Below are 15,341 nucleotides of genomic sequence, written 5' to 3' on the forward strand. Positions count from 1 at the left end.
TTTAAATACTCCATAATAAAAGCTTTGTATCCAATGTGTTTATGGTTTTAATTTAAAAGAGCCGCTAGCATTTACATCAGGATTATTTATTTCGTTAAGATTAAAGTTGCCAGTAATATTGTCTAAGTCATTCAAAAATATTGCATCAACATCGCCCTCGGCTTTATTGTTACCATGGGATGCAAATGTAACGGCCAGTTCAAGTTCGCTTAAATTTATTAAGCCGCTGTAAGCTGCATACCAATTTCCACCGGCGTCATTAAAACTAATTTCGCCATCAGGCACGGTGCCATTATCAAAATCAACTGCCATAGTCATAGCAAAGTCAGTAACAGCACCCACACTCGAATTTACATTAAAGTTTGATGCCTCATAGTTAAATACACCTTGGCGCTGAGCTATTTGATCGACTAAAGATGCGCTGCTAACAGTTTGAAATTGTTGTTCAGAATATATATCCATAACACCTGTATCAGCTTCAAAAGCATTTACTTCAACTTCAGTTACCGATGCTTGCTCAGTTTCTTCTTCGTTGTCGTCTTTAGGATCAATTGCTACTATATTTTGATCAAACACGCGTGCCGCACGTGTCGTTTTAAATACTTCACCAGTGGCTGTAATTTGTGCAAACGAAAATGCCTCGTTATCACCCAAAGAAACCACGTTATTATTTTCTAACGTTAAATCTATTGCGCCATCCCATACCGCTAAAAATACATCGCCTTTAACCAGCTGAACTTCAAAATGCGTTCCGCGTATGCCAATAGAGCCTACGGGAGTTTTTACACTATAAGAGCCACCATTTTTTTTAATTACGCCGGAAATAGAGCGTAAACCGCCTTTAAGTAACTCAATAGAAGCAGAGCCTTGTTGGGTATTGTCATTAAATTCGTAGTTAGCAATATTTAATACTGAGTTTTCTTTTAAGGCTATTAAACCACCATCCAACATCGAAAATTGCGCTTTGCTTTTCTCTCCAGTCGTAATGCGATCTACGCCAAAAACAGTATCTCTGCGCTGCAACTGTCGTTGTTGTTCATTGCTTCCATCAACCGCGAGTACAGAGCCTCGTGCTAAAATAGTTTTACCAGCAGGGTCGTTTGCTTGTGTATAAAAACTTACACAAAGTAAAGTGGTAATTACAGGGAGTAAATGTTTCATAAATACCTTAAATTAAAATGAGTAAGAAGCGCTTAAATTTATATCTAAACGGTCATATTCGAATAAAGAAATATTACTGGATTTATCTTGATAGTTGGCAGCCAACTGTATGGCTAAATCGCGATTAACTAAGTAGCGAACAGAAGTTGAGAACATAAAGAGGTTATCGGCACGTTCTTGTAAAAATAAAGGGTGATCATCTTTATAATTAATCCATTGGTATCCAGCAAGAGATAACAACTGCCAATGTTGAGCCAACTGAGTGTTCACTTGGTAGTACAAGCTCGTAATATTACGGCTATTAAATTCACCTTCAGTAATGTCCGCTTCCTCGCTTTTAGCGTTAATGCTTAAGCTTTGAAACCAATTTCGAGCTGCATAGCTAGCACCTGCATTTATCGCATAAAATGAGTTATCGAGCTTTTCATCAAATCTATTGTTTAAAACACCCGCAGTCAAAGAGCTAAATAAATTAACTTGTTTATTTAGCGTAAAATTAGCTCCGGCCGTTAAAGCTGATTCAGTACGATAAAGTTCACCATCAAGCATCAACGGAGTGGTAGCAACTCGTGCAAACCAACTTATGTCATTTTGTTTATATTGATAGGCGGCATTAATATGAGCATTTATACGATCGTATTGACTGAGTTCTTCAAACTTGTACCACCCAGTATCAATACTTAAAGTGATTAAGCTTTTTTGGTCAATAGGGTGAGAGTACTTTCCTCTGTAATTAAGCCGTGCATAGTTGTCCTGCGTACTTTTACTTTCTGGCGATAACAAAAACTCACCAATATTAGGAATTATAATCGTATTTTCTGCAGTACCTGCGTTTACGTTGCCATCTACGCCAAGGGCAAGCTCAATATTTTGTTTATAAGAGCGTCCAGCCTCTTGTTGCTTAAGTGCTGCAGTTTCTAGCAATGACTGTGCTGAAGACTTTATATTATTAGGTGTGTCAGGTGAGTTGATTAGTATTAAAGCTTGAGTATCGGCAGCAGGTAAATTATTAACTGTTAAATAAGCGCGAACTAAGTACAAGCGAGCTTCATACCATCTAGGATTATTTTCAACCACGCGTTCAAAGGCAAATACAGCTGGCGCCGCATGCCCTGTTTTAAGTGCACTGACCCCTAATAAAAAGTCGTATACGGGTTCGCCCAGGTACTGGTATTCGCTATTACTTTTTTGATAAGCCTGAGTGTATTTTTTTTCAGAAACTAATTTTTGAAGCTCAATCAATAACTTATTGAATTCATCATTGCTTTGAGCCAATGAGTTAAAGCTCATTACAGCTAAACAACTACACAGTAAATTTCCTAAAACCTGTTTAATCATGCTTAATTTTATATCCCAGTAGAAGTTTGATGTTTTGTAAAAAGTGATGCCAACATTAGAAACCTACCACTTTTTGTAGCTAAGTATAGTTAATACAGTCACATTGGTTAATTAATTGTAGATAAGTAACGAGTTATACCAATCCGCGATAATACTTAATCATTTTGCGGGGCTAAACGTGTCGCTACCTGTGTTAAAAAATTCTCATTTACGACTGCATGGATGCAGAGGGTAGAGCAATGCGGGAGCAATTGCCGAGAACAACTAAATAGCGAATTTTTTGCCAAGCTATCAACATGTTTTCCCATCCTCAAAATAGATCACTTAATTAAGCGAATTGGTATTAAATACTTGTTTATTAAATATTATTACTAATTAGGGCGTGTTGATCTTTGTGGATTGAAATTTTTTATCTAGGGATGATTTAATCGCTGCGTGAGATTTGTAAATTAGTGGGTTTAACTGGAGTATTAATAATTGTGTTGCAAGGTTAATATAGTAAGAGGTTTTAGAATTTATATAATAGAATAATTAATAGGGTATAAATATGAGGCTTTCTAGGAAAAAAATGGGGCGATTGACGGGGCTTGAACCCGCGACAACCGGAATCACAATCCGGGGCTCTACCAACTGAGCTACAACCGCCACTACACACACCTTGTTTGGTGTGGCGCGCATAATACATAAAATAATAATTGTTGTGAAGCCCAAAAGTGAAATAAATTAAAATAATTTAAATCAGGCAAGTATAATTAGTATTTAGTCGTTAATATTTTTCCAAAGAAGGCTACATTTTATCGGATAATTGCCTCTAAAAAATAGAATATACTTGCATTTAATAGTATTAATTCATTATTTCATGAGAATAAATTGTAAATTAATGTATAATAATGCCCGAAAACGCTTAATAAAAAACATTTGGAGTAAATATGGATTCAGTACTTAATTGGCTTAACGATAACTCAGGCCTAATTTTACACTACGGTATACAAGCTGTTGTTGCGCTTGTTATCTTTTTACTTGGTAGTCGTGTTGCTAAGTTTTGTTCTAACTTAACTGAAAAAGGTTTTGCTAAAAAGAAAGTCGATAAAGCTGTCGGTTCATTTGTTTCAAGTATTGTGTACACACTTGTATTTGCTGTAACTATTTTAATGGCACTTTCGCAAATTGGCATTGAAACAACTTCGTTCATTGCTATTTTAGGTGCTGCCGGTTTAGCTGTTGGTTTAGCATTACAAGGTTCATTATCTAACTTCGCATCAGGCGTACTAATTATTTTACTTCGTCCATTTAAGTCTGGTGACTTTGTTGAAGCAGGTAATAAAATGGGTACGGTTAAAAAAATCGAAATATTCTCAACTGAACTACGTACTCCAGATAACAAAGTAATTATCGTACCAAACTCTCAAATAATGTCTGGTGCTATTACTAACTTCTCACGAGAGTCTACTCGTCGTATCGATTTAGTTATTGGTGTTGGTTACGATGCTGATTTACGTCACGCAAAAGAAGTATTAAAATCTGTATTAGATGCAGAAACACGCATACTTAAAGATCCAGCTTACAATGTGTCTGTAAATGAGTTAGGCGATTCAAGTGTTAACTTTATTGTTCGTCCTTGGGTTAACGCTGCTGATTATTGGCCTACTTACTGGTCATTAATGGAAAATATTAAAATCGCATTAGATGATGCAGATATTACTATCCCATTTCCACAAATGGATGTTCACTTTCACAAGCAAGACTAATTTTAAATAGTTATTTAATTAAAGTTATCTTTAATTGTTATAGTGCTAAAGAGCTATTAAACATAAAATTTTCATGCGGTATTTGTTGCATGAAAATTTTTTACATTATTACTTAGCTGTTTAGCTTGCCCTAACAAGTAATGCTTTAATAAAATAGATGTACATTTATACAAAGGTTATTTTTTAATGAAATTAAAGCTTTTATCAGTTTTAGTTGCGGCTTCTGCTGCAACAAACGCATTTGCTGCAGACGCAGAACAAAGAACATGGGAAGTTACCAGTGAACTAGGTGCTATTGTCACAAGTGGTAATACAGAAACGACCACACTTAAAGGTGGCATCAAAGTTCAGCACAATCTTGAACACTGGAACAACGAATACAAGCTAGACGGCATCTACAAAGAAGATGAAGTTGAAGATGCAAATGGTGACAAAAACAAGCAGCGCACTAACGAAAAGTATTCAATTTCTGCACAAGGTAATTACAAATTAAATGAAGATCATTCTCATTTATTCATTTATGGTTCACACGTTTCAGATTATTTTGGAGCGTATAGAAGTGAGTCAGTAATTTCTGCAGGTTACGGTTTACGTTTATTAAACGAAAAAACTATGTGGTTAAGTGCTGAAATTGGTCCTGGTTATAAATACTTTGAATACCCAGATGACAGCACTGAAGTTGATGACAACGGTAACTCTGTTGCTGGTGAATTTGAAGGCGAAGTAATTGCCTTAGGTAAGTTAGATTACAACTGGCAAATTTCTGAGAATGCACGTTTCACTCAATTAGTTGCTGTTGAGTACGGTGATACAAACACTAAAACTCGTTCTGAAACTGCATTACTTGCAAAAATAAACGGCTCGTTACAAATGAAAGTCGCTTTTAATGTCACTAACAACTCAGATGTTGCTGACGATAAAAAAAGCACTGACACAGAAACGTCATTCACGTTGGTTTACAGTTTTTAACCAATGTAGTTAAGTTAATTACACTAAAGTGACAAAAGGGACGAAAGTCCCTTTTTTATTTGCTTAAAATTAAGGTATTATAGCGGCCAATTTTGGTTGTAGACCTAGGGATATACCTACTCGTGAAAGTTTTTACACAATTAATTAGTGCTTTTATTCTACTTTGTAGTTTTAGTGCTTTGGCTTTTACGCCAACAGCGTCTCAAATTGAGCAATTTAAAAAGTTACCGAAAGCTCAACAAGAAGCTCTCGCAAAACAGTATGGTGTTGATATATCAACGATCACTGGTACAAACCAATCTAATAATCAAAATAATACACAGCAGCAAAGTAGTATTGGTGAGCGTACCGAGCCAGAAGAAGAAGAGCTTACAGATGAAGAGCGCTTTAAACCAAAAATAGACGAACTTAAGCCATATGGCTATGAGTTGTTTGCAGGTGAACCTACTACGTTTATGCCAAGCGAAAATGCCGCAGTACCAGATACATATATTGTGGGCCCTGGCGATCAATTAAAAATAAACTTTTATGGTAAAGAAAGTGACAGTTTTGAAGTTATAGTTGACCGTGAAGGACGTATTAGTATTCCAGATTTAAGCCCTGTAGAAGTGGCCGGTTTAACCTTTGCTGAAATTAAAGAGCTAGTAAAAGTAAAAGTAGAGCAAGAGATTATAGGTGTAAAAGCGTTTGTATCGCTTGATCAGCTTCGTAGCATGCGTATTTTAGTGTTAGGTGAGGCATACAAGCCAGGTAGCTACAGTGTTTCATCATTAACAACTGTTTCGCACGCTTTATTTGTAAGCGGTGGCGTGTCTGAAATTGCTTCACTGCGTAATATTCAAGTGAAGCGCTCGGGTAAAACGGTGGCTAATTTTGACCTTTATGACTTACTTATTAAAGGCGATAGCAGCAACGATATCGTATTAAAGCCGGGTGATGTTGTATTTATACCATCAGTTGGCGCTCAAGTAACAGTTGAAGGTGCAGTTAAACGTCCCGCTATTTTTGAACTTAAAAAAGGTGAATCTGCTAAGCAGTTATTAGCAATGGCCGGAGGCCTCAAACCAAATGCATACGCCAAAAGCGCTATTGTAGAGCGCTTTAACTTCGATCGTAAAGAAGTACTCTCAGTCGATTTTTCAAAACCACAAATTAACTATATCCCACAAGATGGCGACCGTATTCGCTTTAATTCAGTTAGCTCGCAATATCAAAATTCAATTAGCTTAATTGGTGCAGTAGCACGTCCGGGTAATTATCAATGGTATCAAGGTAAGCGTATTTCTGATGTTTTAAAATCAGTACGTGGCGACTTGCTTCCACAAGCAGATCTAAGCTACGGCCTAGTTATTCGCGAAATTAATATAAATGGTGATATAGAAGCGCACCAATTTGATGTAGCACAAGCCATTATTAAAAACCCTGAAAACAACCTAGAATTAAAAGCTAATGATAAAATCGTAGTATTTAGCCGTTTTGAAGAAAAAGAGGCTGAAAATTCAGCACTTACTAATATGGCCTTAAGCCAAGAGCAGCAAGAGCAGCAGCTTAAGGCTGAGCAATGGCATAAATATCAGCAAAAAGAGTTTGAAAAATACATTGATTTAAAACAAAAGAATGCTGAACTTGAAACTGAATTTGATGATTATGCTTTATTTAGTCGGCATAATCTTTTAGCGCCCATTTTAGCTAAGCTTAAACAACAAGCATCAGTTGATCATGCTGTACAACTTGTTGAAATTGGCGGCAACGTTACGTCCCCTGGGGTTTATCCGTTGATGGTTGGTGGAGATGTACGTGATTTAGTGACTGCTGCAGGTGGGCTGTTAGAGTCAGCCTATCTAAAACAAGCCGAAATCACTCGCATCGTTTCAAGTGACGCCTCTAAGATTGAGCATTTACGCTTAGACCTCGAAAGCGCAATGATAGGTGATTCAAAAAACAATATTACTTTACAAAGCAAAGACAGTATTAACGTATTCGCCATTCCAAATTGGCAAGAAAATGTAAAAGTGGAACTTAAAGGCGAACTAAGGTTTCCGGGCACATACACAATACGCCGCGGCGAAACGCTTGCGGAGTTACTCGAACGTGCTGGAGGGTTCTCTGAATTTGCAGAGCAGAAGGCTGCTATTTTTACCCGTGCTTCCATAAAAGAACAAGAACAAAAGCAGCTTGCTCGTTTATCTACAGAATTACGCCGTGATATTGCATCAAAAAGCTTTCAGAACTCTGTAAGCAGTAATTCACTTTCATACGATGAAATGAACAAACTATTAAACGATTTAGCAAGCGTTGAAGCAGTGGGGCGTTTAGTTATCGATTTACCGTTAATCGTCGAAAACAGGCAAAATTTAGTGCTGCAAGATGGCGATACACTTTATGTACCAAGCAAGCGTGATTCAGTCAGCGTAATAGGAGAAGTTAATTACTCTACTTCTCATTTATTTAAAGCGGGGGTTAGTCTAGAAGATTATCTTGACCTTAGTGGTGGGTTAAAAGATCGCGCCGATGAAGATAGTATATACATAATCAAGGCCAACGGTTCAGTTGTAATTCCAGATAAGGGTAGTTGGTTTGCATCAAGTAATAACCAGCTTGATGCCGGTGACACAATTGTCGTGCCTTTAAACGCTGACCATATGGATAAGCTCACGCTTTGGAGCACCGCCACACAAATACTTTACCAACTAGGTGTAGCAGTGGCTGCAATAGCAACACTTTAGGCATATAGACAGTTATACATTATGTAAAGCTGCCTTAGCTTTAGGCAGCTTTAACAGCTAACAAAAAAGAGAAAGTTTATGGAAAATGCTAATAACTTAATATCAAATGATGAGGTGATTAGTCTAAAAGAGCTAGCAGCTGCTTTGTGGTTGGATAAATGGAAAGTTATTTTTATCACAGTAACATTTGTAATTGGGGCTGTAATTTACTCATTGAGTCTCCCAAATAAATACACAGCTCAGTTAGTGTTGACTCCAGCGAAGAGTGAGTCAAAGGGCGGCTTATCAGGGTTAGCCTCTCAATATAGTGGTTTAGCAGCTATGGCAGGGATAAATTTGGGTGGTGGGGATAGCAGTAGAGTTTATCAAGCAATGGAACTTATCAAAAGTTGGCCCTTTTTAGAGAGCTTCTATAATAAGTACAACTTAAAGCCGTTAATTATGGGAGTAAAAAGCTGGGATAGTTTATCCAACGAGCTAGTTTATGACCAAGAGGTTTATAATCCCAAGGATAATAGCTGGATTAATATTGATGAGACTGATAAAGACCCTGAGCCTACTAGTTGGGAAACATATAAAGTAATAAAAGAGATGTTGTCTATTTCTTTAGATGATGAAACAGGGATGTTAACAATTTCTTTTACCCACTACTCTCCTAATATAGCTAAAGAATGGGTTGACCTTTTAAAGCAAGAGATTAATAGTTTCTATCAAAAAAAGGACATGAGTGAGTCTAAAAAGAATATTGATTATCTAAAGTCAAAAATTTCTCAAACGCCAGTTACTGATATGCAAGTTGTATTTTACAATATGATTGAAAGTCAGACCCAAACATTAATGCTGGCTGAGGTAAGTGATGCATACTTATTCAAGACAGTAGTTCCAGCTACAGTTCCACAAGTTAAATCCTCTCCTAAACGTTTAATTATTGTAGTCGTTGGGGCATTTTGTGGGGGGAGCTTATCGCTTATGTGGGTGTTTATTCGTTTTTTTACTCGACGTTCGAAAAGTACTCTTTAGGGGTATAGCTTGTTAACTGCTAACAAAGTGGATTTGCGTAAATCGGAAAAGGTTATATTATTTGCTATTGTAACGCATTTAATTGGTTATCAAATCTTTGGGCTTATAGGCTCTGTTCTTCCTGTACCATTTATAACACAATTATTTCGTTTAGTTACTGTAGTTACAATAATTTTAGTAATATGTTTTTCTAGGATTAAAGTTACTTACACTCGAGCTCATGTTTTCTTATTCTTTTGTATTATTGCGTATGTTTTACGTGTGTTAATTTATTTTGCTAATGGATTTGAAAACAGCTTTTTTACATTTTTTTATTACTTTCAAAATCTATTTATTTTATTACTAATACCTATAGCTTTAATTGCATTCGACCTTAATAAAGCTCATTTAGAGTATTTGAAGCAAGTGTTTTTTAAGTACTCTTTGTTTTTTATTTTATTATTGTTTATTCTCCTTCCATTTTCAGAACCAGGAAGACTTGGGTTTGAAAGGTTAAACCCAATATCTATAGCACTCTACTTAGGTGCTGGGATTATTATAGCCGCAAATTCTAATATTAAGATTTTCATTAAATTAATACACATTTTTTTATCACTTTATTTAATGATATTGTCCGGTTCTAGAGGGCCTTTACTAGCTTTATTATTATGTTTATTTATGTTTTTCTTATTTAGATCCTCTACGAAAGTTAAGATATCTCTAGGCGGGGTATTTCTTTTCTTTATAGCTGTTTTTATAAGGTTTGTTCAAGATATAATTGCCATAGCTCCAGCCTTAGCAAGGTTTAACCCAACCTCTGACGCAGGTTACATGTCAGTAGGAATTCGACTAGAACAATATATGTCCGCAATTGATATATTTACTGATAATATTTTTTTTGGCGGTAGCTTATTAGAGCAAGCACATAATTATTACCCACATAATTTATTTTTGGAGCTGGCAATGTCGACCGGCTTAGTTGGGATAATTATAGTTTTATTATTAGCCTCTTTTACAGTTATTAAAGCTTGGAAGTTACCGGATAGTCAAAAATGGATTAATTTTTTAACTCTATATTTCTTTCTATCAATGATGTTTTCAGCAAGTATTGCTACCTCTTACCAGCTGATTATCTTATTGTTATTAGTTCTTAGAGCAAAGGTAGATGCCACATCATGTCCAAAAGTATTAAAACCAAGTTGAATTGAGTCACTTATAAAGTGTTTTTAGTTATATTTACTTGTATTAGATGGTAAAATATTGCGTCATCGCCTTGCAAGCAGTCATATGAAAGTTTTTTTGGTTATTTACTTTACGCTTTGACTATTCATTATAATTTTATATTTAAATTAACCACTAAGTTAAAAAGGACTTCGTATGCCTGGGTATTTATCTGAGCAGTTTGGGTTAGAAAAACTGCCAGAGTATAGAAAGTATAATAACTATAAGGTTATTGATAACCCTCATGTTGATAATAAAAAGTGCTTAGTATGCTTTTCAAGTAATGGGTTATACTTTCCAAATACTGATTTAGAACTATCTAAAATAATAGATAATGATCGCTACGAATGGGAAAATATAATCCCTAAGTCTTCTTATTCTAGGGTTATATTGCTAAGGGATTTATATAAGCAGTGGTACATTGCAGGTATAAGCGAGCAGTACAACTCTGTGGATAAAGTAAAAAGCTTGTTAAAAGAGTTATGTGATGGATATGATGCTGTATTTATAGGCTCTAGTGCAGGAGGGTATGCTGCTGCTCTATTTGGAACTTTAGTTGGGGCAAAGCACAGCTTATGTTTTGCTGGACAGTTTGATCTTACTAAAGTACAAAAAGATGAAGTGAAAAATAAGCTGCTGTATGATGAGCGGGATTATAAATATATTAATATAAATAAATTTATTAATAATGTTTTTTATTTTTGTCCAATAGAGTCTCAGCAGGATAAAGAGCAATATCAGTTTGTCAAAAATAATGAGGGCGTAAATTCGATAATATTTAAATCAAATATTCACGGTATCCCTTTCAAGCCTTATGCAATAAAAAGAACTATTTCATTGTCGAGCCATGAGCTGGTTAAGCTATCGAGAACAGTCCATAAGCCAAATGCATTTTCTTTAAAGTATATTCATGTAAATGATTTTACTATTTATATAAAAAGAAGAATTAGCCGTATTTTAAATAAAATCTTTAATAAAAGTGCCCGCTAATGCAGATTAGTGCAAATATAAAATCTTTCATTTCTAATTCAGCCTGGTTGCTCTTTGATAAATTTTATCGAATTGGGTTAGGTATGCTTGTAAGCGTCTGGATTGCTCGATATTTAGGACCAGCTAGCTTTGGAGAGTTGGCATACGTCATTTCAGCCTTAATTTTTTTCCAAACACTTTCACGCGCAGGGCTAGACGGAATTGTCGTCAGAGAGCTTTCATTAAACCCTAAAAATAGCGAAGAAATAATAGGATCTGCTTTCTTTATTAAGTTGATTTCGGGAGGGCTATCGTATTTATTGGCCGTTAGTTTATTCTATTGTTTTGAAGGCCCTAATCTAACTTTGTTAATAGCTCTTGCTGGTATTACGCTATTTTTCCAGAGTATGGATATTTTAGAACTATGGTTTCAAAGTCAATCTCTTAATAAAAAATCTGTTGTAGCCAAATTGATAGCCTACAGTATTGTAAATATTGGTAGAATATTTTTAATTATTACTGAGCAGGATATTATTTACTTCGCTCTTTTTGTTGGCCTAGAGATGGTTTTTGCTGCACTAGCTTTAATTATTATGTATTACCAAAATAATACTTTCCTCAGTTGGACAGTATCAAAAAAATTGACTGTTAAATTGCTTAGAGAGTCTTGGCCTTACCTACTATCAGGCCTATCAGTCGTACTTTATATGCGCGTTGACCAATTACTTATAAAAAACTTAACGTCTCCGGAATCACTAGGTTTTTATGCGGCTGGTGTAGCTATATCATCCCAGCTTTCATTTATTCCAGTTATTATCCAAAAAACTATAACTCCTTTCATTACGCGAAAAAAAGCTGAATCAGAGCAGCAGTACCAGCAATGGATTAAAAAGTTGTTTTTTGGTTATGCTGTATTTGGTTGGTTAATCTGTATTCCATTTTATTTTTTTGCAGAATATCTGATTGTTTTCCTATATGGGGAGGTTTATAGATCATCTAGTGAAGTATTATCAATTCATGTTTTTACTAATCTCTTTATTAATATGGGGATTGCACAAACTATTTGGATGGTTCTTGAAGGTAAAGGAAAGTTAGCACTTGCAAAAACTCTAGTTGGTTTATGTGTATGTATTATATGTAACCTCATCTTAATACCCCGTTATGGTATTGTAGGGGCTGCAATATCAGCAGTATTAGCGCAGGCGAGCCAAGCTGTTTTGTCGAATATAATTTTGGCGCCTAATATATTTTTATTACAAGTTAAAAGCTTAATTTTCATCAAGGCTAAATAGGTTATGAATATAGAGAGAAGTTACGCACCAGTAGTGTTATTTGCTTACGCTAGGCCAGATCATACATTACGAACATTAAATGCTTTAAGAGATAATTTTTTAGCTGAGAAGACAGAGTTATATGTTTTTTTAGACTTCCCTAAAAAAGCAGAGCACAGAGCTGATTATGAGTCTGTTGTAGATATTGTTAATAAAGTGAATGGTGACTTTAAAGAAATTCATATTGAAGCTAGGACCGAGAACTTCGGTCTTGCGAAAAATATCATGTCTGGTGTTAGTGAAGTCATTAATAAGCACGGGAAGGTTATTGTTCTTGAAGATGATTTAGTAACTTCTAAGTACTTTTTAACATTTATGAATGATGCTTTAACTGAATATAAAAGTAATGAGTCTATTTGGCACATCTCTGGATGGACCCATCCGATCGACTTTGGAATAAATGAAGATACATTTGCTTGGCGTACAATGAATTGCTGGGGCTGGGCTACTTGGGCTGAAAACTGGCAATTTTTTGAGAAAAACCCACAATCTTTGGTAAGTAATTTTACAAAAGAAGATATAAGTAAGTTCAACTTAGATAATACCCATAATTTTTGGAAACAAGTCGAAGCTAACTTAGATGGTAGGTTAAATACGTGGGCTATTTTTTGGTATGCCACTATTTATAAGAACAACGGGTTGTGTATTAACCCTACTAAGACATACATACAAAACATAGGAAATGATGGCAGTGGTGAAAACTGTGGTAATTGGGATATTTTTACTTCTCCATTAGCTCAAAGTAGCCCTAATGAATGGCCTAAAAAATTAACACAAGAAAACGTAACTGCAGTTAAGGCTATAAAAAGGTTCTATAAAAAAAATTACCCCAGTTTAATTATTAGAGCCTTTAGGAAGGCGTGGAGGCTTATTTCATGAAAAAAGTCGTTTTAGTCTCTAGCTCAGATTCAGCAGGTGGAGCTGCAAAGGCAACATTTCGCTTTTTTAGTGCATTAAAAAATCACTCTTTGAGTTTAGACATTAGAATGGTAGTTTCAAAAAAAAATCAGCCAGATAGCGATATTATTACTAATAATAGCTTTACTTTTCGTTTAATGAGTTTTTTAAAATATAAAATTTCGCGTAAAATTATCTCTTTGCAAAAAACATCAAATCAGAATTATCATTCAATTAATTGGTTTTCTGGCGGTTTGAAGAACTTAGTTGAAAGCCAATCCCCGGATATCGTTAATATTCATTGGGTAAATGATGAAAGTATATCAATAGAACAAATTGGTAAAATAAAACAAAGTTTAGTATTGACATTGCATGATATGTGGGCTTTTTGTGGTGCAGAGCATTATGTTGATGACACTCAAAGTGTTCGGTATTTAAAAGGTTATAACAATACTTCACCTAAAGCTAATGAAGGCATTGATATAAATAAATTAGTTTGGCAGAGAAAGATGAGGGCGTGGGGTAATAAAAAAATTACAATAGTAACTCCAAGTAATTGGCTAACTGAATGTGCTAAAAATAGTGAGTTATTTAAAAATAGCCCTGCTTCATTTTCAACTATAGCAAACCCTTTAGATTTAGATATTTATAAGCCTTTAGATAAAAAAGCTATGAGGGAACTTATCGGTATACCTCAAAATAAGATTGTAATAGGTTTTGGAGCTCTATCTGCTAAAACAGATAGTAGAAAAGGTTTCGATTTATTGGAGTTAGCCTTAACAAAGTTAAATGAAATAGCTGTTGATATAGAACCGAAAAATACTGTTTTTTTAATATTCGGTGCTGATGATAAGCAAAACTCAATAGCAGGCTTTGATTGCTATTCTACAGGTCATTTAAATAATGAGATTGCTATTGCGGCAGCTTACAATGCTATGGATGTCATGCTAGTTCCGTCGAGGCTAGAAGCATTTGGCCAAACAGGAAGTGAGGCTCAAGCATGTGGAGTACCTGTTGTTTGTTTTGATACTTCAGGGTTGAAAGATGTAGTTGTGCAAAAGAAGACAGGCTACTTGGCTAAGCCATATGACCCTCTAGACTTTGCTGAAGGTATAATTTGGGTTTATCAAAATAGAGAAAATTTATCCATTGCAGCAAGAAAACATGCTTTAGAAAGTTGGTCGTATGAAAATATATCCAAAAGATACGAAGAACTTTACAGTCTTTTATAAAGTTTAAGCCTAGGAGCTTTTAATTGAAAGTATCAGTTATAACTATCACATTTAATGATCTAGATGGTTTAAAAAGAACATGCAAAACAATACAATCGCAAACATTTACTGATTTTGAGCATATTATAGTTGATGGTTTGTCAAGTGATGGTACCAGTGACTTTTTAGCCGAGTGGCAAAAGCAGAGTGTCACAAATAAATTTATCTCAGAGCCTGATACGGGTATTTATAATGCGATGAATAAAGGCATTAAGTTAAGTCAAGGGCAATGGATAATCTTTATAAATGCTGGTGATGAGTTTGCCTTTAACGATACGTTAAAGCTTGCCATAAGCAAAAAGGAATTTTCGAACTCAGAATATAAAGTTATCTATGGGCATAAATTTAACAAAGAAAGAAAGTTAGAAAAATCCAAAAAAGAGCCTGTTATTTTAAGTTCTGGAGAATTATTTAGCTGTCATCAATCAATGTTTTTCAGTGATAAATCTTTTTACGATGAAAGTTACAAAATATTTGGTGATTTTGAATTGCTAGCTCGGTTCTATAAAGACTTTGGTAAGGGGGCATTTAAACAAATTGACCTACCGATTGCGGTTTTTGAAGGGGGCGGGGTTAGTTCTAAGATATCTTCGACGAAGCGTAAAGAAAAGTTTAGAGCTATCTTTCTACATTTTGGACTTAGAGGTTTATTAAAAAATTACTTTTTGAACCCAGTTGTATGGAAAAAGCTGTTACGAATTAAAGCTTAAC

General features: G+C 35.1%; 12 protein-coding genes and 1 tRNA gene. 10 read left to right on the top strand and 3 right to left on the bottom strand.

The window, feature by feature from the left end:
• Window positions 1-39: 39 nt before the first annotated feature.
• From FFU37_RS00915 to FFU37_RS00925, 3 genes are all read right to left on the bottom strand, one after another.
• A complete protein-coding gene (locus FFU37_RS00915) occupies window positions 40-1,161 on the bottom strand; it encodes a FecR family protein (RefSeq protein WP_138488466.1) in 1,122 nt (373 codons plus the stop codon).
• Window positions 1,162-1,173: 12 nt separating this feature from the next.
• Complete coding sequence (locus tag FFU37_RS00920) at window positions 1,174-2,499, bottom strand: porin family protein (protein WP_138488467.1); 1,326 nt, start codon at window positions 2,497-2,499, stop codon at window positions 1,174-1,176.
• 569 nt (window positions 2,500-3,068) lie between these two features.
• Window positions 3,069-3,144 (bottom strand) — tRNA-His (locus tag FFU37_RS00925).
• A gap of 284 nt (window positions 3,145-3,428) precedes the next feature.
• Here FFU37_RS00925 and FFU37_RS00930 point away from each other — a divergent pair.
• From FFU37_RS00930 to FFU37_RS00975, 10 genes are all read left to right on the top strand, one after another.
• Window positions 3,429-4,247: a mechanosensitive ion channel family protein gene (locus tag FFU37_RS00930; protein WP_002958438.1), complete on the top strand. Its 819-nt coding sequence runs from the start codon at window positions 3,429-3,431 to the stop codon at window positions 4,245-4,247.
• A 186-nt stretch (window positions 4,248-4,433) separates the two neighbouring features.
• The gene (locus FFU37_RS00935; protein WP_138488468.1) at window positions 4,434-5,216 is read left to right on the top strand and encodes a DUF481 domain-containing protein; all 783 of its coding nucleotides are present in this window, start codon (window positions 4,434-4,436) and stop codon (window positions 5,214-5,216) included.
• Between the two features lie 122 nt (window positions 5,217-5,338).
• The gene (locus FFU37_RS00940) at window positions 5,339-7,942 is read left to right on the top strand and encodes an SLBB domain-containing protein (RefSeq protein WP_138488469.1); all 2,604 of its coding nucleotides are present in this window, start codon (window positions 5,339-5,341) and stop codon (window positions 7,940-7,942) included.
• A gap of 78 nt (window positions 7,943-8,020) precedes the next feature.
• On the top strand, window positions 8,021-8,962 hold the full coding sequence (locus FFU37_RS00945; RefSeq protein WP_138488470.1) for a Wzz/FepE/Etk N-terminal domain-containing protein: 942 nt from the start codon (window positions 8,021-8,023) through the stop codon (window positions 8,960-8,962).
• Window positions 8,963-8,971: 9 nt separating this feature from the next.
• A complete protein-coding gene (locus tag FFU37_RS00950; protein WP_138488471.1) occupies window positions 8,972-10,144 on the top strand; it encodes an O-antigen ligase family protein in 1,173 nt (390 codons plus the stop codon).
• 174 nt (window positions 10,145-10,318) lie between these two features.
• Window positions 10,319-11,152 carry a hypothetical protein gene (locus FFU37_RS00955; protein WP_138488472.1) on the top strand — a complete coding sequence of 278 codons (834 nt, stop codon included), beginning with the start codon at window positions 10,319-10,321 and terminating at the stop codon, window positions 11,150-11,152.
• Window positions 11,152-12,423, top strand: coding sequence for a flippase (locus FFU37_RS00960; protein WP_138488473.1), 1,272 nt, complete (start codon window positions 11,152-11,154; stop codon window positions 12,421-12,423). The genes FFU37_RS00955 and FFU37_RS00960 overlap by 1 nt, the downstream gene beginning before the upstream one ends.
• Before the next feature lie 3 nt (window positions 12,424-12,426).
• On the top strand, window positions 12,427-13,341 hold the full coding sequence (locus FFU37_RS00965) for a glycosyltransferase family protein (protein WP_138488474.1): 915 nt from the start codon (window positions 12,427-12,429) through the stop codon (window positions 13,339-13,341).
• Entirely contained in the window at window positions 13,338-14,591 is a 1,254-nt protein-coding gene (locus tag FFU37_RS00970) for a glycosyltransferase (RefSeq protein ID WP_138488475.1), read from the top strand. The genes FFU37_RS00965 and FFU37_RS00970 overlap by 4 nt, the downstream gene beginning before the upstream one ends.
• A gap of 23 nt (window positions 14,592-14,614) precedes the next feature.
• Entirely contained in the window at window positions 14,615-15,340 is a 726-nt protein-coding gene (locus FFU37_RS00975) for a glycosyltransferase family 2 protein (protein ID WP_138488476.1), read from the top strand.
• Window position 15,341 lies beyond the last annotated feature (1 nt).

It is taken from the genome of Pseudoalteromonas distincta (assembly GCF_005877035.1).
Taxonomy (GTDB): domain Bacteria; phylum Pseudomonadota; class Gammaproteobacteria; order Enterobacterales; family Alteromonadaceae; genus Pseudoalteromonas; species Pseudoalteromonas distincta.